The organism is Actinomadura sp. 3N508 (assembly GCF_044326375.1).
In the GTDB taxonomy this organism is placed as follows: domain Bacteria; phylum Actinomycetota; class Actinomycetes; order Streptosporangiales; family Streptosporangiaceae; genus Spirillospora.
The window spans coordinates 1-20355 of sequence record NZ_JBIRAX010000005.1; the positions used below are offsets into that span (position 1 = coordinate 1).

At 74.2% G+C, this 20355-nt stretch carries 21 protein-coding genes; 8 read left to right on the forward strand and 13 right to left on the reverse strand.

Annotation, left to right across the window (positions count from 1 at the left end):
• Nucleotides 1-154, reverse strand: a 154-nt coding sequence (locus ACH34S_RS18870) for a maltotransferase domain-containing protein (RefSeq protein ID WP_395954536.1), incomplete at its 3' end; no start/stop codon positions are given.
• Nucleotides 155-317: 163 nt separating this feature from the next.
• Nucleotides 318-668, reverse strand: a complete 351-nt coding sequence (locus ACH34S_RS18875) for an STAS domain-containing protein (protein WP_395953985.1) — start codon at nucleotides 666-668, stop codon at nucleotides 318-320.
• 194 nt (nucleotides 669-862) lie between these two features.
• Between ACH34S_RS18875 and ACH34S_RS18880 the strand changes: the two genes are divergently transcribed.
• On the forward strand, nucleotides 863-1546 hold the full coding sequence (locus ACH34S_RS18880; RefSeq protein WP_395953986.1) for a carbon-nitrogen hydrolase family protein: 684 nt from the start codon (nucleotides 863-865) through the stop codon (nucleotides 1544-1546).
• 80 nt (nucleotides 1547-1626) lie between these two features.
• Nucleotides 1627-1902 carry a sulfurtransferase TusA family protein gene (locus tag ACH34S_RS18885; protein ID WP_395953987.1) on the forward strand — a complete coding sequence of 92 codons (276 nt, stop codon included), beginning with the start codon at nucleotides 1627-1629 and terminating at the stop codon, nucleotides 1900-1902.
• A gap of 21 nt (nucleotides 1903-1923) precedes the next feature.
• Here the strand turns inward: ACH34S_RS18885 and ACH34S_RS18890 are convergent, their stop codons facing one another.
• Nucleotides 1924-4833, reverse strand: coding sequence for an AAA family ATPase (locus ACH34S_RS18890; protein ID WP_395953988.1), 2910 nt, complete (start codon nucleotides 4831-4833; stop codon nucleotides 1924-1926).
• 121 nt (nucleotides 4834-4954) lie between these two features.
• Here ACH34S_RS18890 and ligD point away from each other — a divergent pair, with 121 nt between their 5' ends.
• Entirely contained in the window at nucleotides 4955-5908 is a 954-nt protein-coding gene (ligD, locus tag ACH34S_RS18895) for a non-homologous end-joining DNA ligase (RefSeq protein ID WP_395953989.1), read from the forward strand.
• Nucleotides 5909-6017: 109 nt separating this feature from the next.
• A complete protein-coding gene (locus ACH34S_RS18900) occupies nucleotides 6018-6500 on the forward strand; it encodes a VOC family protein (RefSeq protein ID WP_395953990.1) in 483 nt (160 codons plus the stop codon).
• Nucleotides 6501-6618: 118 nt separating this feature from the next.
• Here the strand turns inward: ACH34S_RS18900 and ACH34S_RS18905 are convergent, their stop codons facing one another.
• The 4 genes from ACH34S_RS18905 to ACH34S_RS18920 all read right to left on the reverse strand — a co-directional run bounded on the left by ACH34S_RS18905 (nucleotide 6619) and on the right by ACH34S_RS18920 (nucleotide 9429).
• The gene (locus ACH34S_RS18905) at nucleotides 6619-6873 is read right to left on the reverse strand and encodes a dienelactone hydrolase family protein (RefSeq protein WP_395954537.1); all 255 of its coding nucleotides are present in this window, start codon (nucleotides 6871-6873) and stop codon (nucleotides 6619-6621) included.
• A 32-nt stretch (nucleotides 6874-6905) separates the two neighbouring features.
• Complete coding sequence (locus tag ACH34S_RS18910; RefSeq protein WP_395954538.1) at nucleotides 6906-7736, reverse strand: undecaprenyl-diphosphate phosphatase; 831 nt, start codon at nucleotides 7734-7736, stop codon at nucleotides 6906-6908.
• A gap of 149 nt (nucleotides 7737-7885) precedes the next feature.
• A complete protein-coding gene (locus ACH34S_RS18915) occupies nucleotides 7886-8278 on the reverse strand; it encodes a nuclear transport factor 2 family protein (protein ID WP_395953991.1) in 393 nt (130 codons plus the stop codon).
• Nucleotides 8279-8376: 98 nt separating this feature from the next.
• Complete coding sequence (locus tag ACH34S_RS18920; RefSeq protein WP_395953992.1) at nucleotides 8377-9429, reverse strand: enoyl-CoA hydratase/isomerase family protein; 1053 nt, start codon at nucleotides 9427-9429, stop codon at nucleotides 8377-8379.
• Nucleotides 9430-9443: 14 nt separating this feature from the next.
• Here ACH34S_RS18920 and ACH34S_RS18925 point away from each other — a divergent pair, with 14 nt between their 5' ends.
• The 4 genes from ACH34S_RS18925 to ACH34S_RS18940 are packed head-to-tail and all read left to right on the forward strand — an operon-like array spanning nucleotide 9444 to nucleotide 14028.
• Nucleotides 9444-10688 carry a CoA transferase gene (locus ACH34S_RS18925; protein WP_395953993.1) on the forward strand — a complete coding sequence of 415 codons (1245 nt, stop codon included), beginning with the start codon at nucleotides 9444-9446 and terminating at the stop codon, nucleotides 10686-10688.
• The gene (locus tag ACH34S_RS18930; protein ID WP_395953994.1) at nucleotides 10685-12043 is read left to right on the forward strand and encodes an amidohydrolase family protein; all 1359 of its coding nucleotides are present in this window, start codon (nucleotides 10685-10687) and stop codon (nucleotides 12041-12043) included. Before ACH34S_RS18925 ends, ACH34S_RS18930 begins: the two co-directional genes overlap by 4 nt.
• 60 nt (nucleotides 12044-12103) lie before the next feature.
• A complete protein-coding gene (locus tag ACH34S_RS18935) occupies nucleotides 12104-12964 on the forward strand; it encodes a fumarylacetoacetate hydrolase family protein (RefSeq protein ID WP_395953995.1) in 861 nt (286 codons plus the stop codon).
• The gene (locus tag ACH34S_RS18940) at nucleotides 12961-14028 is read left to right on the forward strand and encodes an Ldh family oxidoreductase (protein WP_395953996.1); all 1068 of its coding nucleotides are present in this window, start codon (nucleotides 12961-12963) and stop codon (nucleotides 14026-14028) included. Before ACH34S_RS18935 ends, ACH34S_RS18940 begins: the two co-directional genes overlap by 4 nt.
• Before the next feature lie 13 nt (nucleotides 14029-14041).
• Here ACH34S_RS18940 and ACH34S_RS18945 read toward each other — a convergent pair whose 3' ends face one another.
• The 6 genes from ACH34S_RS18945 to ACH34S_RS18970 are packed head-to-tail and all read right to left on the reverse strand — an operon-like array spanning nucleotide 14042 to nucleotide 20355.
• On the reverse strand, nucleotides 14042-15202 hold the full coding sequence (locus ACH34S_RS18945) for an epoxide hydrolase family protein (RefSeq protein WP_395953997.1): 1161 nt from the start codon (nucleotides 15200-15202) through the stop codon (nucleotides 14042-14044).
• Nucleotides 15203-15210: 8 nt separating this feature from the next.
• Nucleotides 15211-16158, reverse strand: coding sequence for an SMP-30/gluconolactonase/LRE family protein (locus tag ACH34S_RS18950; RefSeq protein WP_395953998.1), 948 nt, complete (start codon nucleotides 16156-16158; stop codon nucleotides 15211-15213).
• Complete coding sequence (locus ACH34S_RS18955; protein WP_395953999.1) at nucleotides 16155-17243, reverse strand: zinc-binding dehydrogenase; 1089 nt, start codon at nucleotides 17241-17243, stop codon at nucleotides 16155-16157. The genes ACH34S_RS18950 and ACH34S_RS18955 overlap by 4 nt, the downstream gene beginning before the upstream one ends.
• Nucleotides 17244-17255: 12 nt before the next feature.
• Nucleotides 17256-18056: an SDR family oxidoreductase gene (locus tag ACH34S_RS18960; protein WP_395954000.1), complete on the reverse strand. Its 801-nt coding sequence runs from the start codon at nucleotides 18054-18056 to the stop codon at nucleotides 17256-17258.
• Nucleotides 18053-19159, reverse strand: a complete 1107-nt coding sequence (locus ACH34S_RS18965) for an acyl-CoA dehydrogenase family protein (RefSeq protein WP_395954001.1) — start codon at nucleotides 19157-19159, stop codon at nucleotides 18053-18055. Before ACH34S_RS18965 ends, ACH34S_RS18960 begins: the two co-directional genes overlap by 4 nt.
• A 26-nt stretch (nucleotides 19160-19185) precedes the next feature.
• Complete coding sequence (locus ACH34S_RS18970; RefSeq protein ID WP_395954002.1) at nucleotides 19186-20355, reverse strand: acyl-CoA dehydrogenase family protein; 1170 nt, start codon at nucleotides 20353-20355, stop codon at nucleotides 19186-19188.

A 20355-nucleotide genomic window follows, 5' to 3' on the forward strand; every position in this document is an offset into this window, starting at 1 on the left:
CACCCAGCCGCTCATGCCCCTCACGGAACACCGTCGCCGACACCTCGACCGTCTCACCCACCACCGCCTTGGCCGGCCACCGCCCGCACCCCACCACCGGCGCCACCTCAAGGATCGGAATGCGGCCGAGTTCCGCCTCCAGCTTCACCTGCATGTGCGCGCTCCTGCTCCAGCTCTCCGGGGCCGTCGGTCCTAGGCATCCATGCCCCGTCCGCAAGTCTCCGCCATCAGCGCCATCACAAGATCATGTAAAGAGATCTCCCGCGGGGCGCGGCGGGGTTTCGGGAAAGCGGCGGCGCCGTTGTGGAGCGTGCCAGTCAGGATTGGGCGGACGCCGCGAGCGCCTCGCGGGCGGTCGTCACGTCCGGTGCGATGGCGACGCGGCGCTGCAGGCCCGCGACGTCCGAGACCCGGCGGACGATGCCGCGCGACGGCAGCACCACCCACATCGGGACGCCGAGCGCGGTGGCCCGCACCTGCGAGCGCGTGATCACGTTCAGGCCGTTGGAGTCGCAGAACTTGCAGCCGGTCAGGTCGAGGATCAGGGCGGGTGTCCCGGTGTCGAGGAGTCGCATGGCCTGTTCGAGGATCGCCTCGCCGTTGCTGACGTCGACCTCGTCCGGGAACGACAGCGTGCCGCAGGTCTCCGTGATCTCCACTCGTGCCACTCCGAGATCCATCGTCCGCCCCAAAGTCGAGTTCCTCACCTGGATGACAGCGGGGGGTACCTCTCTGCGACTGTAAGCCCCGAACCTGGGCGGAACCTGAAAGGAACGGTCAAGTCTGGGATGTCGATCCGCCATATCGGCGACGATCCCGTCCATCATTGATTGATCCCGATTTGTCATGTTTGGTGGTTCGCATGCCCACGCCGCTGACCCTGGCTGTGGCCCAGCCGCCCTGCACGCCCGGCGACGTCGATGCCAACGTCGCCGCGCACGCCCGGACGATCCGCGCCGCGCGGTCCAGGATGGTCCTGTTTCCTGAGCTTTCCCTGAGCGGATACGAACTGGACGCTGAGAACATCGAGCCCGCCGACCCGCGCCTGGCGCCCCTCGTCGACGCCTGTGCGGAGACCGGCACCGTCGCCCTCGTGGGCGCGCCAGTGGATTCGTACATCGCCATGCTCCGCGTCGACGGCGCCGGGGTCACGGTCGCCTACCGGAAGATCAACCTGGGCGACGCCGAGGCCGTGCGGTTCCGGCCCGGCAGTGGGCCCGCCGTGATCGGCGTCGACGGCTGGCGCTTCGGCCTGGCGGTCTGCAGGGACACGGGCGTCCCGCGGCACGTCGCCGACACCGCCGCCCTGGGCATCGACGCCTACCTCGCGGGCGTGTGCGACAACGATCCGGACGTCGTGAGCGAGCGCGCCCACCGCGCCGCGACCGGCCACCGCCTCTGGGTCGGCTTCGCGAGCTTCGCGGGCCGGGCCGGCGGTGGTTACGACCCGGCCGCCGGGCACTCCAGCATCCGCACTCCGGACGGCCTCGTCGTCGCCCAAGCGGGACCCGAACCCGGCGCCCTCGCCCGCGCCACCATGCTCTGACCGCCATATCGTGCCTTAGTTGCAAATATCTCCCAGGGCGCTGCTAGGTTCGCGATGAGGCCGGACCCGGGAGAGAGGGCATGAGCTCGGACCCAGTGGTGATCGACGGCGGCGACCGCTCCTGCGTGCGCCTCCTGCTGGAGCTGCGCGGCCACATCGCCGGACTGGCGCCCGGCACCGTCATCCACCTGATCGCCACCGACCCGGTGGCCCCCATCGACCTGCCCGCCTGGTGCCATCTGACGGGTCACGCCTATCTCGGCCCGCTCGACGGCGCCGAGCGTCCCACCTACGCACTCCGGGTGGCCGCCGACTCCCGTCCGACCTCCGCGGATTCCCCCTGGCGTCCCAGCTGACCAAGCGGTGGCGCCGGGAGCTCAGTCGAAGAGGCGCAGGCGATGGGCCGTGGCCGCCGCCTCCGTGCGGGTGGAGACGCCCAGCTTGGCCAGGATGTTGGACACGTGCACGCTCGCGGTCTTGGCGGAGATGAACAGGGCCCCCGCGATGTCCCGGTTGCTGCGCCCCTCGGCGACCAGCCGCAGCACCTCGGCCTCGCGCGGGGTCAGGCCCAGCCCGGGACGGGACGCGGGCGCGCCGCCCAGGTCGACCCGGGCGCGGCGGGCCAGCAGATCGACGCGCTCGCGGAGGGGGACGGCGCCCAGATCGTCGGCGATGGCGGCGGCGCGGCGGAGCCGGGCGGCGATGCCGTCCCGGTCGTGCCCGGCCTGCCCAGCGTGCGCCTCGGCCGCGCGGGTCAGCGCGAACGCGAGCGGATAGGGGCGGTCGAGCGCGTCCCACGCCTTCACCGCCGCGTCCCACGCGTCCGGGTCGAGGACGCCCTCGGCGCGGGCCGCCTCCGCGAGGAACGTCAGCCGGTGCGCCTCCTGGACGGGCCCGTACACGCGGATCCCGGCGGCACGGGCCCGCAGCGCGGCGAGCGGGCCGGGGTCGCCGAGGTCGGCGCAGGCGGTGGCCGCGACGACCAGCCCGGGAAGGGCGTAGCGGGACTCGTCCGGCAGGCCGCGATCGGCCAGGACGGGCTTGATCGCCTCCAGTGCGTCCGCCGGGCGATTCCGGCCGAGGGCGATCAGCGCGTCGAGGCGGCAGACCGGGAACAGGTCCTGGGCGCGGCGGGCGGCGCCGTGCGGGATCCGCCGCCTGGCCTCCCGGGCCGCGCGCTCCGCGCCGTCCAGGTCGCCGCGGTCGGCCGCGATGCCGCCGGCGAGGAACCTCAGGCTGCCCCGGATGAGCGCGGGCGGGTCCTGCGCGAGGGCGCGGTCGATGACGGCGAGCGCCTCGTCCCAGCGGCCGAGCGAGAACAGCGGCTCGGCGGTGTTGAACGCCAGGAACGTCCCGGTCGTCCGGCCGAGCCCGTACTCGTCGGCCTTCGCCGCGCCGAGCGCGGCGACGTCGGCCGCCTCCGCCGACCGGCCGCACATCTCCAGGATGTCGGACCGGTTGGTGAGCGCGCGCAGCAGCGGCTCGAACGCGCGGATCTCCTCCGCCCGGTCGGCCGCCCGCACGGTGCGCGCGAGGAACGCCTCCAGGTCGCCGTCGCGGAACAGCTCGTCCCACGCGAACCAGAGGTCCAGGTGGATCTCCGCCTGGACGTCGCCCACCGCCCGCGCGACCGACAGGGCCTCCTCGGCGGCGGCGTGCGCCTCGTCCCGCATGCCGGGCAGCGCGTGGGTCTGGTAGGCGAGCGTCGCGAGGACGCGGGCGCGGGTCTCGCTCGGCGGGTCGGCGGGCACGAGCCGGGCCGCCTCGCGCAGGTCGTCGATCGCCTCGTCCCGGCCGAGCTTCATGGCCATCAGGCCGCGCTGCTCGTACAGGCGGGCCCTGCGCATGGGGTCGATGTCCACCTGGTTGTCGCGCGTCTCCGCGAGCACGGCCGTGGCGAGCCTGATCCCGATGTCGTGCTCCCCGGCTTGATGGGCGAGCGTGACGGCCTTCTCGATGACCTTGGCCTGCGGGACGCCGATGCGCTCCGCCGCGTCCGGCACCCGGTCCCACAGCTCCAGCACGCGCGAGGCCATCCGCAGCGACTCGGCGTAGGCGAGCGCCTTGCGCGTCTCGCCGGCCGCCCGCCAAGCGGCGGCGAGGGCCTTGCCGGCGTCGTGCGCCGCGTGCCAGTGGTGCGCGAGCGTGATCAGCCGCTGCCGGGACGGCATCAGCCCGGGCTGCGCCTCCAGCACCTCCGCGTACCGGACGTGCAGCCGCGTCCGCTCGCCGGGCAGCAGGTCGTCGTGGACGGCCTCGCGGATCAGCGCGTGCCGGAACGCGTACCCGTCGCCGTCCACGACCAGGGTGTTGGACGCGACCGCCGGGCGCAGGCCGCCGTTCAGCGCCCGCTCGTCGGCGCCCGCGACCGCGGCGAGCAGTTCGTGCTCGATCCGCTCGCCGCCGCCCGCCGCGACCCGCAGGATCTCCTGCGTCTCCTCCGGCAGCCGGTGGACGGCGCCGAGCAGGAGGTCGCGCAGCGACTCCGGCAGCTCGGGATCGTCGCGCGAGCCGAGCAGCGCCTCCGCGAACAGCGGGTTGCCGTCGCTGCGCGCGAAGATCTCCTCCGCGACGGCGGCGGTCCACGCCTCGCCGAGGACGGCCCGGACCAGCTCGGCGACCTCGTCACGGCCGAGCCGCGCCACCTCCACGCGCCGTACCCGCTCCACCCGCTCCAGCTCGCTGAGCAGCGGCCGCAGCGGATGCGAGCGGTGCAGCTCGTCGGTCCGGTAGGTGGTGAGGACCAGCAGCGCGGCGCCCGCGCTCAGGTTGCGGACGAGGAAGGTCAGCAGGTCACGGGTGGACGTGTCGGCCCAGTGCGCGTCCTCGATGACGAGCACGACCGGCGACGCCGCGGCGAGCCGCTCCAGCAGCGTCAGCACCAGCTCGAACAGCCGGGCCCTGGCCTCGCCGGTGAAGGTGTCGGCGTCGGCCTCGCCGAAGTCGGGCAGCAGCCGGCCGAGCTCCGCGCCCGCGCCCTGGGGGAGCAGGTCGCGCACCCCGTCCACGCCGATCTCCCGGACGAGCCCGCGCAGCGCCGCCGTGAACGGCGCGAACGGCAGCCCCTCGGTGCCGAGCTCCAGGCAGCCGCCGACCAGGACCCGCGCCCCGTCCGCGCGGGCCCGCGCCCCGAACTCGCCGGCCAGCCGCGTCTTCCCCACGCCCGCCTCGCCGCCCAGCAGCACGGCGGACGGCGACCCGTCCCGCGCGGCGCGGTACGCGTCGTCGAGCGCGGCCGATTCCCGCACGCGCCCGACGAACCGGGGACTCGTCACATGAGCGTTCACCGTTCAAGCCTGCCCCACTCCGGCGGGGATTGCGGCAAAAGTGACCTTCACCGCTCTGCGTCCCTCCTGCGCAGCGCACCGGGTTGGTGGTTTTGACCTACCGGCGTGCGAAGCTGGGCGGGTGAGCGACGAAGAGGAACGGGACGGGGTCCGGCTGACGAACCTCGACCAGCCGCTGTTCGACGGGGCGGACGCCACCAAACGCGACCTGGTTGACTACCTGGACGCCGTCGCCGGGCGCATCGTCCCGCAGCTCGCCGGGCGGCCGCTGTCGGTCAAGCGCGTCCGGCCGGGCCAGGAGCCGTTCATGCAGAAGAACACTCCGAAATACACGCCGTCGTGGGTCCGGACGGTGTCGGTGTGGGCGGAGACGTCCCAGCGCGAGGTCTCCTACGCGCTGTGCGACGACCGCCGCACGCTGCTGTGGTTCGCGAACCAGCGCGCCGTCGAGTACCACCCGCCGCTCGTCCGCGCCGACGCGTGGGACCGTCCCACCGATCTCGTCATCGACCTCGACCCGCCCGAGGGCGGCGGGTTCGGCGCCGTCGTCCAGGCCGCCCACCTCGTGCGCCGCGCGCTGGACGACTGCGGCCTTGAGGGCGCGGTCAAGACCAGCGGTGCCAAGGGCGTGCACGTGTTCGTGCCGCTGGAGGCCGCCCAGGCCGCAGACGACGTCGCCGCCGCGACCCGGGCCCTGGCCGCCCGCGCCGAGCGCCTCGATCCCGCGCTCGCCACGACGGCCTTCATCCGGGAGGACCGCGCCGGCAAGGTCTTCCTCGACTCGACCCGCGCGGGCGGCGCGACCGTCGTCGCCGCCTACAGCCCCCGCATCCGCCCCGGCGCGACCGTCTCGTTCCCCGTCCCGTGGGACGAGCTCGACGGCGTCGCGCCGCGGGACTTCACCATCCGGAACGCGGCCGGCCTGCTGGGCGAGCGCGACGTGTGGGGCGAGCTGATGCCGTCCCCGCAGCGGCTCCCCGACGATCTGGTCGCCGAGGGCCACACGATCCCGATCGCCCGCGTCCAGGCCATGCACGAGGGCAAGCGCCGCGCCCGCGCCCGCCGGAACTCCTGACACCCGCCGGGCCGGATCATCGTCCGGAAATTCTTGTGGCGGCAGCGATGAGTTCGCGGGACGCGCCGGGTCTGCATTGCCGACAACGATCCGACACAGGGAGGTTCCGATGGCCGACGAGAAGCTGACCACGTGCTTGTGGTTCGACGGGCAGGCCGAGGAGGCGGCGAACTTCTACCTCTCCATCTTCAAGAACGGCGCGCTGGGCGGGGTCACGCGGGTCCAGGAGGCCAGCCAGGGTGAGCTGGGCGCGGTGCTGACCGTGGAGTTCGAGGTCAACGGGCAGAAGTTTCTCGGCCTGAACGGCGGCCCCCAGTTCACGTTCAACGAGGCGATCTCCTTCATGGTCCACTGCGACGACCAGGACGAGGTCGACTACTACTGGGACCGGCTCGTCGAGGGCGGGCAGGAGGCCCCCTGCGGGTGGCTGAAGGACAAGTTCGGCGTGTCCTGGCAGGTCGTCCCGAAGGTGCTCTACGAGCTGGTGGGCGACTCCGATCCCGAGAAGGCGAAGCGCGCCACCGAGGCGATGCTGGCGACCCACGGCAAGCTCGACATCGCCGCGCTGAAGAAGGCCCACGCCGGCGGCTGACCCGCGGGGTCAGCCCGCGCCCGCACTCCGGTTCGCCGAGGGCCCGGCGGACGCCAGGCCGGGTCCATCGTGATCGTCTGGTGGGTGCACATCGCGGTCTCCTCTCGGGACGTGGTCGTCAGGCGCTCAGGTGGCGGCCGTAGAAGGCGAAGATCTTCTCCCAGCCGTCCTTGGCGGCGGCGGGCCGGAACGCGGGACGCTCGACGGCGAAGAACGCGTGCCCGGCCCCGGCGTAGGTGTGGAACTCGTGCTCCTTGCCGAGCCGCGTCAGCTCGGCGTCCAGCGCGGCGACCTCGTCGGGGGCCGGGAACCTGTCGTCCTCGCCGAACAGGCCGAGCAGCGGGCACGACAGGTCCGGCGCCTTGGCGATGATCGACCTGGCAGCCCCGCTCTACCGTGCGGGGCTCAGGCGTTCAACGTTCCCGCGCCGAGGAGGGCGAACAGGAGCAGGCCGATCGCGATCCGGTAGATCACGAACGAGGTGAAGCTGTGCCGCTGCACGAACCGCAGCAGCCAGGCGATGGACGCGTACGCCACGATGAACGACACGGCGGTGCCGACGATCAGGGGCACCGTGCCCGCGCCCGTCCCCATCGCGCCGGGCAGCTCGTAGATCCCGGCGCCGGTCAGCGCGGGGATGCCCAGGAAGAACGACAGCCGTGTCGCGGCGACCCGGTCCAGGCCGAGCAGCAGCCCGGTGGACATGGTCGCGCCGGACCGGGAGAAGCCCGGGAACAGCATCGCGAGGATCTGCGAGGAGCCGATCAGCATCGCGTCGGTGAGCGAGATGTCGTCCTCGCCGCGCTTGTGCCGCCCGTACCGGTCGGCGAGCCACATCACGACGCTGCCGCCCAGCAGCGACCCGGCGACCACCCACAGCGAGGCGAGCGGGCCGTGGATGAGGTCGTCCGCGGCGACGCCGACCGCCACGACGGGCAGCGTCGCGAAGATGATCCACCAGCCGAACTTGTAGTCGTGGTGGTACCGCTCGGACGGCTTGACGAGGCCGCGCCCCCACGCCTTGGCAATGCGGAGGATGTCGGTGAAGAAGTACACCAGGACCGCCGCGATCGCCCCGGCCTGGATGACGGCGGTGAACCCGACCACCGCGTCGTCCTCGACGGGGATGCCCATCAGCCCTTCGGCGATCTTCAGATGGCCGGTCGAGGACACCGGGAGGAACTCGGTCAGGCCCTCCACGATCCCGAGCACGATGGCCTGCCCGATGTTGATCACGCTCAATGATCCGGTTCCTCTCCCGACCCGCGACGGCCCGCGACTGACCTGCGACTGCCCGCGCGAGCCTACTAAGGGAAACCGATCACCACGTCCGATGCGCGCAACATCGTCACCGGCCGTTCATCTGAGCCCGCGCACCGGGCGGGTCAGCCGGCCGCGGCCTCGCGCTCGACGCGGTCGAACTCCACGGCCATGGCCGCCGCGAGGGCCTTGGCCGCCGACAGCGGCCGGACCATGACCGTCAGGTCCTCGATCAGGCCGTCGTCGTTGTGCCGCAGGAAGTCGCACCCGGTGAGCTCCAGGTCGCCGACCTTCGCCTCGAAGAGCAGCGCGTGGTCGCGGCCGTCCGCGCCGCCGATCTCGCGGACGTAGCGGATCTCGGAGAACACCCGCAGCACGGCGCGCAGGATCGCCGCCGTGATCGCCTTGCCGGGATAGGGCCGGTACGCCACCGGGCTGGTGAACACGACGTCGTCGGCGAGCAGGGCCTCGATCGCCTCGTGATCGTCGGCCTCGGCGGCCGCTCGGAAAGGATGCATGGACCCGACCCCCGACAGTCAGATTATTGACTAGTGAACGAGAAGAATATTGTCAGAGCCGATCGCCGTCCGCCATAGCCGGTTCGGCTGCTGGCGGTTCAGGAGATCGCGTCGATGAGGCCCCAGGCGAGGGCGGTCGGCGCGTCGAGCGGGGCTCCGGTCAGGGCGAGGTGGAGGGTCCGCCAGCGGCCGATGCGGCGGGGGATGCTCACCGTCCCGCCCGCGCCGGGAACGAGCCCCATCCCGATCTCCGGCAGCCGGAAGGTGGTGCCGGGCGCGGCCAGGACCGTCGCCGCGAACGCGGGGATCTCCACGCCGGCGCCCGCGCACGCTCCCTGCATCCGGACCTCGGCGCGCTCCCCGAGCCGGTGGACGAGCAGGCCGGGGCTCGCGGACGTCCGGACGAGGTGCGCGGTGGACGGGTCGGGCGCGGTGCCGAACTCGGCGAGGTCGCCGCCGGAGGAGAACACCGGCCCGGCGCCTTCGAGCACGACGTGCTTCACGGTGTCGTCCAGGAGCGCCACGCCGAGCGCCTCGATCAGCGCGGCGCGGAGCCGCCGTCCGAGCGCGTTGCGGCGCGCCGGGAGGTTCAGGGTCACCGTGAGCCGGTCGCCGTCGCGGTCGAGCAGGACCGGGTCGGGGATTGGCGGCGCCTCGGCACGCGGGTCGCGCGCCTCCAGCCACCGGGCGAACTCCGTGCCGCCGAGCAGCGTGGAGTAGGCGAACGACTCGGCGTCCAGCGCGGCCCGGACCGGGAGGGCCGGGGTGATCCGGAGCAGGCGCGCCAGCACGAGCGCGGCCTGGGGATGCGCGGACACGGCGGCGGCGACGTCCGCGAGCGCGGCCTCCGCGTCCGGCACCGGGACGAGCGGCGCGTCCTGCGCGTCGCCTTCGGCGAGGGTGAGGTCGAGCGCTTCGGCGAGGGCGCGGGTGGTCGGGGGCAGGGCCGCGTGGCCGGTGATTCCGATCAGCAGCCGGTCGGTGTCGCGGGCGCGCTCGATCGCGCCGTCGAGGACGTGGCCGGGGACGGCGCCGTGCCGCAGATCGACCGCCAGCAGCGGCGCGTCCAGGCCGCCGGACGCGTCGAGGAGCGGGAGGCTCGCGGCGCCCGCAGCCAGCCCCGCCGGGTCGGTGATCGGTACCGCGACCATAGGCTCAGTAGACCATGACCGAATCCGACCCGGCCGCCGACGCGGTCGCCGACTGGGCGGCGAGCGGGGCCGTCGCGCTGACCGGGCGGCCGGACGGCCCGCCGCTTGTCCCGCCCGGCCGCGCCGCGACCCGCGCGCGGGCCCTGGCGGCGCGGATCGCCGAGCTGACCGGCGGCGCGGTCCGGGTGGACGGGGCGGCGCTGCTCGCCGAGCGGGCCGCGTTCACCGGGGCCACGCGGCAGGGGCCGGTGTCGGCCGGGGTCGGGTGCCGGCTGCTGAGGACCGCCGACGGATGGGCCGCGGTGTCGTGCGTCCGCCCGGACGATCCGATGCTGCTGGGCGCGCTCATCGGCACCGAGGTTCCGGACGACGACGGCCTGTGGCCCCCGGTCGAGGCGTGGCTGCGCGCGCACACGGGCGCCGAGCTGGCCGAACGCGCCACGCTCCTGGGCCTGGCCGCAGGCCCGGTCGCGTCGGGCGGGCCGGTCGCGCCGGTCCAGATGCCGCTGCCCGGTGAGGGACGGTCTGTCGAGGGGCTCCTGGTCGTTGACTTCAGTGCTTTGTGGGCCGGGCCGCTGTGCGCGCATCTGCTGGGACTCGCGGGCGCACGGGTGGTGAAGGTGGAGACCCCGTCGCGTCCGGACGGCGCGCGCCGCGGGCACCCCGGCTTCTACCGGCTCCTGCACGCCGGGCACAGGTCGGTCGTGCTCGATCCGGGTGAGCGGTCCGGGCGCCATGCGTTGCGGGCTCTGGTCGAGAAGGCCGACATCGTGATCGAGGCGTCCAGGCCCCGGGCCCTGGCGGGCTTCGGCCTGGACGCGCACGCCTCCGCCGCCGCCGGGACAACATGGATCTCGATCACCGCCGCGGGCCGTGCCGCCGACCGGGTCGGGTTCGGGGACGACGTCGCCGCGGGCGCCGGGCTCGTCGCCCGCGAGCCAAGCGGCGTCCCGCTGTTCTGCGGCGACGCCATCGCCGACCCGCTCACCGGGCTCACCGCGGCGGCCCGCGCCCTTGCCCCGCCCCCCGGCGTGCCGCACGACATCTCCATGACCGCCGTCGCCGCCGCCACGCTCGACCCGGGCCCGCCGTCGCCGTCCGTCGCGGCGCGCCGCCAGGGGGAGGGCTGGGTCGTGGACGCGAGCGGCGGACCGATCGCCGTCGCGGCGCCCCGGCACCGGACACCGGCCGGACGTGCCGCCCGCAGCGGCGAGCACACCGCCGAAGTCCTGCGGGAACTGCGGATCCCGGTCCCATGACCGGGCGGCTTCTGCTGCGCGACGCGGAACTCCTGGACGGCCGCCGCGCCGACGTCCGCGTCCGGGACGGCCGGATCGCCGAGATCGCCGCGTCCGTGCCGCGCGAGGCGGGGGAGGAGGTCGTCGAGTGCGGGGGCGGGGCGCTGCTGCCCGGCCTGGTCGATCACCATCTGCACCTGCATGCGCTGGCGGCGGCGCGGCACTCCGTCCGCTGTGGCCCGCCGGAGGTGACCGGCCCGGCGGGCCTGGCCGCCGTGCTTGCCGCCGCGTCCCCCGGCCCGGACGGCTGGATCCGCGGCGTCGGCTACCACGAGTCGGTCGCGGGCGACCTCACCGGCGCCGTCCTCGACCGGCTGTGCGGACGGCATCCGATCCGCGTCCAGCACCGCAGCGGCGCGATGTGGATGCTCAACTCGCACGCGGCGCGGGCCGTCCGGCTGGACGAGGCCGACCATCCAGGGATCGAGCGCGAGGCCGCCGGGACGCCGACCGGGCGGATCTGGCGGGCCGACGGCTGGCTGCGCTCACGGCTCCCGCCCGGCGCACCGCCGGGACTGGCGGACGTCGGCCGCGACCTCGCCCGGCTCGGCATCACGGCGGTCACCGACGCCACGCCCGGCCTGAGCCCGGAGGCGGTCGCGGCGATCACGGCCGAAGCGCGGACGGGGGCGCTGCCGCAGCGCGTCCACCTGCTCGGCGCCCCTCGGTCGCCGGGCGTTCCCTGGAAGATCGTCCTCGCCGACTCCGGGCTGCCCGCGCTGGACGAGCTCACCGGGCGGATCCGGCGCGCGCATGCGGCGGGACGTCCGGTCGCCGTCCACGCCGTCACCCGCGAGGCGCTCGTGCTGCTCCTGGTGGCGCTGCGCGAGACCGGGTCCGTGCCAGGCGACCGGATCGAGCACGCCGCGCTCGTCCCGCACGAGCTGATCGGCGAGATCGCGGACCTCGGCCTGGCCGTCGTCACCCAGCCGGGCTTCCTCGCCGACCGCGGCGACGACTACGCGCGCGACGTCCCGGCGGACGAGCATCCCGACCTCTACCGCTGCCGGTCGCTGATTGAAGCGGGCGTGCCGGTGGCCCTGTCGTCCGACGCCCCGTACGGGCCGCTCGACCCGTGGGCGGTCATCGCCGCCGCGTCCGGGCGCACGCTCGGCCCGGCCGAACGGGTGCCGCCGCGCCGCGCCCTGGACGCCTACCTCGCCCCTCCCGAGGACCCGGGCGGCGCCCCGCGGCGCCTGCGCCCGGGCGCCCCGGCCGACCTGGTCCTCTTGCACGTCCCGTGGGGCGCGGACCTGGCCGCCGATGCCGTCCAGCTCACCATGATCGGCGACGTAATCTACCAGTCGGCTGGTTGACTGACAGGCTCGCGGCTGCGATGGTTGAAGGGCTCTGACCGCCCGCATCATGGAGTGACGATGAGGCTCGCCGCCATCCGCCGGAACGGTGCCGACACGCTCGCCATCGCCGGGCCAGAGGGGCCGGAGAAGGGCCGCGTCCGGGTCGTCCCGCCGGACTCCGGCCTCCCGACCGCCATCACCTCGCCCGGTGACGTGGCCCGCGTGGCCGCGGCGTGGCCCGTCCTTCCGGAGGCCGACCCCGCGGAGCTGCGGTTCCTGCCGCCGGTGCGGGCGCCGGGGAAGATCGTGGCGATCGGGCTCAACTACGCCGAGCACGCGGCGGAGGGCGGCATGGACGTCCCCAAGGAGCCCGTCGTGTTCGCCAAGTTCCCCAGCTCGCTCGCCGCCCACGGCGACGCCGTCGAATGGGACCCGGCGGTCACCTCGCAGGTCGACTACGAGGCCGAACTCGCCGTCGTCATCGGCACGGAGGCGCGCCGCGTCACGGAACGGGACGCGCTCGACCACGTCCTCGGCTACACGTGCCTGAACGACGTGTCCGCGCGGGACCTGCAACGCGACGACGGCCAATGGGTCCGGGCCAAGTCGCTCGACACGTTCTGCCCCATGGGGCCCTGGCTCGTCACCGCCGACGAGATCCCCGACCCGCAGGACCTCACCGTCCGGTGCCGGGTCTCCGGCGAGGTGCGGCAGGAGGCGAGCACCGCCGACATGATCTTCCCGGTGCGGGAGCTGATCGCGCGGCTCAGCCGGGCGTTCACGCTGCGGCCCGGCGACGTCATCGCCACCGGCACGCCGCCCGGCGTCGGCGCCGCGAGCACCCCGCCCCGGCTGCTGCGCGACGGCGACGTCATGGAGGTCGAGATCGACGGGATCGGCACGCTGCGCAACACCTGCCGGGAAAGGACGGAGCCGTGACCGCCGCACCGCAGACCGCGCCGCGAACCGTCCCCGCCGGAACGCTGATCGACGCCGCGACCCGCATCCTGCGGCGCGTCGGGGTGCCCGAGGCGGGCGCGGCCCGGACGGCGCGGAACCTGGTCACCGCCGACCTGCGCGGCGTCGAGACGCACGGCCTCATCCGGCTGAGCGGCTACGTGCAGCGGATCGAGGCGGGCGGGGTCGCGGCCGACCCCGCGATCGAGATCGTCCGGGACCACCCGGCGACGGCGCTGCTGGACGGCGGCAACGGGCTCGGCGCCGTGGGCGCGTCCGCCGCCATGGACCTCGCGATGGACAAGGCGGCGGCGTCCGGCGTCGGGCTGGTGGTCGTCCGCAACATCAACCATTTCGGGGCCGCCGCCGACTACAGCATGACGGCCGCCGAGCACGGCATGATCGGCTTCGCCGCGACGAACGTGCTCGCGCTGATCGCGCCGACCGGCGCGTCGGTGCCGATGGTCGGCAACAACCCGCTGTCGTTCGCGTTCCCCGGCGACCCGCCGATCGTGTACGACTCGGCGATGAGCGTGTCGACGTGGGGCCGCGTCCTCGTCGCGGCGCAGCGCGGCGAGCCGCTGCCCGAGGGCGCCTTCCTCGACGGCGACGGCCGCCCGACGACCGACCCCGCGGCGGTGCTGGACGGCGGGACGCTGCTGCCCGTCGCCGGATACAAGGGATACGGCCTGGCGCTCTGCGTCTCGCTGCTGACCGGCGTGCTCGGCGGGTGGCTGTCGGACGCGCAGCTCACCGGCCACCGTCCCGGCGAGCCGGGCGGCAACACCGCCGTCCTCGGCGCGATCGACGTCGCCGCGTTCACGGAACCCGCCGAGTTCGCGCGGCGCGCCGACCGCATCGGCGCCGAGATCAGGACCGCGCCGCGCCGGCCGGGCGTCGACCGCGTGTGGCTGCCCGGCGAGAAGGAGGCCGAACGCGAACGGGAGCGCCGCGCGGCCGGGGTGCCGCTCGCGGAGGCGGTCCGCGCCGACCTGGCCGCGCTCGCCGCCCGGCTCGGCGTCGAGCTCGACGCCGAGCTGCGCTGACCCCGCGAAAGCGTCAGCGAAGGGGGCGGAAGAAGGCGCGGATGCTGTCCGCGACCGCCTCGGGCTCCTCCCACGACGCGAAATGCCCGCCCGCCGGAAGGTCGGCCCAGTGCCGGACGTCGTGGGTGCGCTCGACCATCTCCCGGGGCGCCTGGCGCGGCGGCGTGCCCGGAAGCTCGGGCGGCATCGCCACGCCCGTCGGCACCGGAAGGCGGGTGCCGGGCGGGATCGGCGGGTCGGCGCGCACCCGCTCGTAGTAGACCCGGATGGACGAGCCGATGCTGCCGGTCGCCCAGTAGAGGGTGGCGCTGGTGAGCAGGTCGTCCCTGGAGTAGCGGCGCTCGATGTCGCCGTCGCAGTCGCTCCACGTGCGGTGCTTGTCCAGCAGCCAGGAGAGCAGTCCCGCCGGTGAGTCGTTGAGCGCGTGCGCCAGGCTGGACGGCTTCGTCCGGTGCACCGCGCCGTACGCGCCCTCCTCGGCGCTCCACGCCCGCGACCGGGCCAGGAACTTCACCTCGGCGGGCGTCGCGGGCCCGAACGGCGGATCGAACGACGGCGACGGCAGCAGCACCGGATCGTGCGTGTGCAGGCCCGCGACGGCGTCGGGGTCGGCGAACGCCATCCGCCCGCCGATGTACGCGCCGAGCCCCGTGACGTGCAGGCCGTACCGCCGATGCCCGAACCCCTCGGTGACCAGCCGCGACAGCGTCTCCGCCATGCGCGCGTAGCCGAAACCCCGCTCCCGGGGCGCGTCCGAGAACCCGAAGCCCGGCAGCGAAGGGACGATGACATGGAACGCGTCGGACGGGGCGGCGCCGTGCGCGCCCGGGTCGGCGAGCAGCGGGATCAGCCTGGTCATCTCCAGGTAGCCGCTGGGCCAGCCGTGGATCAGCACGATCGGCAGCGGGTCGGGACCGGTGCCGTGCCGGGCGACGACATGGACACCGAGACCGCCCAGGTCGGCCCGCACGTTGGGCAGCGCGTTCAGCTTCGCCTCGGCGGCGCGCCAGTCGAAGCCGTCGCGCCAGTAGGTGACCAGCTCGCGCAGGTGGCGGCCGCTCGTCCCGTACTCCCAGCCCGCGTCCGCGACCTCGCCCGCCGGACGGGCGCGCTCCAGCCGCCACCGCAGGTCGTCGAGCACGTCCTGGCGGACGTCGATGGTGAACGGCCGCACCCGCGCTCTCATCGCACGCCCTGCTGGAAGTGGAGCGGCAGGCCGGGCTCCGGCCACGGGCAGCTCACCAGCCGGCCGTGCTCGGCGAGGGTGAGGTAGGCCGTCGTCATGTCCGGGCCGCCGAAGCAGATGTTGGTGACCATCCGGTCGGCCAGCTCGCCGGGCAGGAGGTACTTCGTCACGTGCGCGCCGTCCGGGGAGATGACGGTGACGCCGCCCTGGATGAGCGTTCCGACGCAGACGTTGCCCGCCGCGTCCACCGCGAGGGAGTCGAAGTAGGCGAGCTCGGGGAGCTGGCCGGTGAGGGTGGACGGGTCGCGGGGCGGCGCGCCGTCCAGCTTGCCCGGCGCCTGGACGTCGCGCCCGATGAGCCGGGCCGTCGTGGTTTCGGCGTAGTAGAGCCGCCGGTCGCCGGGCGACAGGCCGATCCCGTTCGGCGTCTCCGCCGGATGGATAGCCTCGCTGAGCTCGCCGTCCGGTGACACGTAGAACACCGCGCCGAGGTCGCGCCGCCGTCCCTGGATCTTGCCGGTGTCGGTGAACCAGTAGCCGCCCTCGGCGTCGAACACGATGTCGTTGGGGCCGGACAGCGGGCGCCCGTCGCACTGGGTGAACAGGATCTCGGTGGTGCCCTTGGCCATGTCGACGCGTTCCATCCGGCCGCCCTGCCAGACCTCCGGCCACTTGCCGCCGTTGTTGCAGACGTAGACGAGGCCGTCCGGTCCGAGGGCCGCGCCGTTGGGCCCACCGCCCGTGACCGCGACGACCTCCTTGGTGCCGTTGGGGCGGACGCGGGTGAGCCGCCCGCCCGCGATCTCGGTGACGAGGACGCTGCCGTCGCCGAGCGCCACCGGGCCCTCCGGGAACTCCAGGCCCTCGGCGAGGACCGTGACGCCCGTCAGCCGCCGCACCGTCACCTCGTGCGTCCGCGTCTCTACTACCGGATGAATGCTCATATCGCGGGCTCGATTCGCGCGTGGACGGGTTTGTCGTCGGACATCAGTGCGTGCAGCGCGCCCTCGGCGTTCTCCAGCGAGAAGGCGTGGCTGGCGAAGCGCTCCAGCGGCCACCGGCCCGACTCGATCAGCGCGATCGCCTGCTCCATCGAGCGCAGCGACCGTGACACCGCGCCCTTCACGGTCAGGCTCTTCGCGCAGGCGAGATCGACCGGGAAGGGTGCGAGCCCGCCGGGGCCCTTCAGCCCGGCCAGCACGACCGTGCCCTTCCGTCCCGCCATGCGCACGGCGTCGGTGACCGACGCGAGCGACCCGGGTGTCGTGTCGATGACGAGGTCGGGTGCCTGCCCGAGGGCCTCCTGGACGGCGTCGGCGGCGGACGCGCCCGTCACGTCCAGCGCGTGGTCGGCGCCCAGCTCCAGCGCCAGGTCGAGGCGTTCGCGGTCGGCGGCCAGCCCGGTCACCGCGATCGGCCCGGCGCCCGCCGCGCTCGCCGCGATCACCGACGCCAGCCCGCGCGGCCCGGGACCGAGGATCGCCACCGACGTCCCGTACCGGGCGCCGCCCAGGTCGAGCGCCCAGTCGACGCCGTTCGCCAGGACGTTGAACAGCGACGCCGCCGCCACGCTCACCTCCCCGGACACCGGGACCAGGATCGCCTCCGGCGCCAGGTACAGGTGAGTTGCGAACCCGCCCCACAGGCCGGGCCCAATGTCGGGGCCGCGGAACCCGTAGATGGTGCCGTCCGTGAACTCCGGTGCCGTGCAGCCGCGCAGCCCGGCCCGGCACGTCCGGCAGCGGCCGCAGGTCAGCGTGGAGTGCACCGCCACCCGGTCGCCCTCGTCCAGCTGCCACCGGGCCCGCGCGACCTCGCCGATCGCCACCACCCGGCCGACCGGCTCGTGGCCCGGCACCAGCGGAAGCCGCGCAGCGGACCGTCCCTCGAACACCTCGACGTCGGTGCCGCAGATCCCGCACGCCTCGACCGCGAGCAGCGCGTCGTCGTCGCCGACCTCCGGCAGCGCCCGCTCGCGCAGCTCGTACTTCTCCGGCCCGGTCTGCACGATGAACCTCGCCGCGTCCATCAGGTCACCTCCTCAGTGGAACGTCTCGCCCGCGTTCACGTCGACCGTCTGGCCCGTCATCCCGTACGCCAGGTCGGACGCCAGGAAGACGATCACGCGGGCGCACTCCTCGTCGCTGGTCAGCCTGGGCAGCGCGTTGTCGGCGACCATGCTCCGCGTCTCCACCTCCGCGCTCGTGCCGCGCTGGGCGGCGAGCCCGTCGATGTAGCCGCGCAGCGTCGGCCCCCACATCCGGCCCGGGACGATCGTGTTGACCCGGACGCCGTACGGCCCGACCTCCCTGGCCAGCACCTGCGCCGCCGTCACCAGCGCCGCCTTGGCCGTCGCGTACGGGCCGCGCCCGGCCTTGATCCGCCGCATGCTCTGCGACCCGACGAAAACCACCGCGCCCTTGCTGCGCCGCAGCTCGGGCAGGGCGGCCTTCGTCATCCGCAGCGACCCGAAGTGGGTGACGTCCATCGTCTCCAGCCACGGCTCCAGGCCGGAGTTCTCCAGCGTCGTCCCGTGGGGCGCCGACGCGAACGCGTTGTTGACGACGCAGTCGACGCCGCCGAACGTGCGCCGGGCGGTCTCGACCAGCGCGGCGCAGTCGGCGTCGGACGTGACGTCGCAGATCGCCTCCGCCGCCCGCGCCCCCGTAGCACGCACCTCCGCGGCGACCTTCCCGAGGACCTCTTCCGACCGTCCGCCCAGCACGACCGAGGCCCCGGCCGCCGCGGCGGCGAGCGCCGTCTGCCGCCCGAGCCCGGGGCCGATGCCCGAGACCACCACCGTCCGGCCCGCGAGCAGCCCGGTGCCGTCATAGGAGGTCATGAGGCGGTGACCTGCGCGTCTTGGAGGGCGGTCACCAGTTCGTCGTCGTGGTCGTCCGCGCTCCCGAAAGCGAACTCCCAGTGCTTGGCGCGGCGGGTGAACAGCTGCACGTCGGACTCCAGCATGAACGCCATCCCGGCGTGGACCTCGTGCGAACAGTGCACGATCCGCTGCGCGGCGCGGCTCCCGTACGCCTTGGCGGCGGCGACCTCGCGGCGCGCCGGACGGCCCTGGTCGAGCGCCCACGCGGCCTGGCGGGCCAGCAGCGCGGTGAGGTGGCCGTCGATGGCGATGTCGGAGCACAGGTACTGGACGGCCTGGAACCGTCCGATGGCCTCGCCGAACTGCTCGCGCTCCCGCGCGTACCGGACCGTGATCTCCAGCAGCGCCTCGCCCGCCCCGGCGATCTCGGCGGAGCGCAGCACGGCGGCCCGGTCCAGGGCGGGGGCGAGCAGGTCGTGTCCCCGGCCCGGCTCGCCGACCAGCGCTTCGGCGGGCACCTCGACGCCGTCGAAGGTGACGGCGAACAGCGGATGGCCTGCGATGTTCGGGAGCCGCTCCACGGCGCATCCTGACGGGTCGACCAGGAACAGCGTCGCGCCCTCTGGTGCCCGCGCCGCGACCAGCAGCCACGACGCGACGTGCGCGAACGGGACCAGCAGCTTGGTGCCGCTCAGCCGGTGGCCCGTCCCGGCCGGGTCGGCGCGGACGGTGAGCGCGTCCGGGGCGTACTCGCCCGACTCCTCCACCAGCGCCGGGACGACGATCGTCTCGCCCTCGGTCATGGCGGTGACCAGCGCGCCGCGTCCGCCCGCCGCCAGCAGCGCATGCGCGGCGATCACGGCGGAGGGGAGATGCGGGCTCGGCACCAGCGCCCGGCCCATCTCGGTGTAGAGGGCGACGAGGTCGGCGATGCCGGAGCCGCTGGCGGGATGGCTGAGGCCGAGCCAGCCGAGCCGGGCCATCTCGCGCCACAGCTCGGGGGAGTGGCCCTCTTCGCTCTCCTCCAGGTCCCGGACGGTCTGCATCGGGCAGCGTGCGGCGAACAGCCGGCGGGCGACCTCGGCCAGCTCGACCTGGCGTTCCTCCGGGGCGACGTCCATGCGAGAACCTCCTGTGGGGAGAGGGGTCAGCGGGGGAGGCCGAGGCCGCGGGTGGCGAGGACCATCCGCTTGACCTGCGACGTGCCGCCCGCGTGGTTGGCGTAGGAGGCGCGGTACCAGGCCTCGGCGTCGCCGCCCATCGGCGCCCAGCGGCTGCCGGTGCGCAGCTGGCCGAGCGGCCCGACGATCTGGCCGACGAGCTGCGCGAACCGCGGCTGGTTCTCCTTGTGGACGACCTGGCCCAGCGCCCCCGCGAACGCCGGGGTGCGGCCGTTGCACGCGTCGCCGAGCGACTCGTAGGCCAGCAGCCGCTCCGTCTCGACGATCATGGCCAGCTCCGCGAGCTTGGACCGGACGGTCGGGTCCTCGATCAGCGGCCGGCCGCGCCGGACGGTCGTCTCGCAGTACGCGACGACCGCGTCGAGCATCCGCTGGATCTCGCTGTGCCGGGCCGAGATTCCCCCGGCCGCGTAGAAGGCGCTCATGATGTACGACCAGCCCTTGCCGACCTCGCCGATCAGCATGTCGCCGGGGATCCGGACGTCGTCGAGGTAGGTGTGGTTCTGCCGGCCGCCGCCGAGGTTGTCGAGCCGGGAGAACGAGACGCCGGGCAGCGTCAGGTCCAGGCAGAAGATGCTGATGCCGCGGTGGCGCGGCGCGTCCGGGTCGGTGCGGGCGGCGAGGTACATGACGTCGGCGCGGTGGCCCCACGTCGTGTAGGTCTTCTGCCCGTTGATGATCCAGTCGCCGCCGTCGCGGACGGCGCGGGTGGTGAGCGAGGCGAGGTCGGAGCCGGCGCCCGGCTCGGTCAGCCCCTCGGCCCAGAAGGTGTCGAAGCGGGCGATGTCCGGCAGGAAGCGGTGCTTCTGCTCCTCGGTGCCGCCGATCAGCAGCGTCCCGGCGGCCAGCCCGTACCCGATCATGTTGACGAACGGGGCGTCGCGGCGGGCGAACTCCTCCGCCATGATCAGCCGTTCGGGCAGCGGGCGGCCGAGCCCGCCGTACGCGCGCGGCCAGGTGAGCCCGATCCAGCCCTTCTTGCCGACCTTCCTGGTGAACTCGCGGGCGAACTCCCAGAGCTCCTCGTCCTCGGTGAACTCGTGGTTGAACTCCTTGTCGGCGGGGAGCTCCGCGTCGAGGAAGGCCCGGACCTCCCGCCGCCATCGCTCTTCCTCCGCGCTGAACGCGAACTCCAC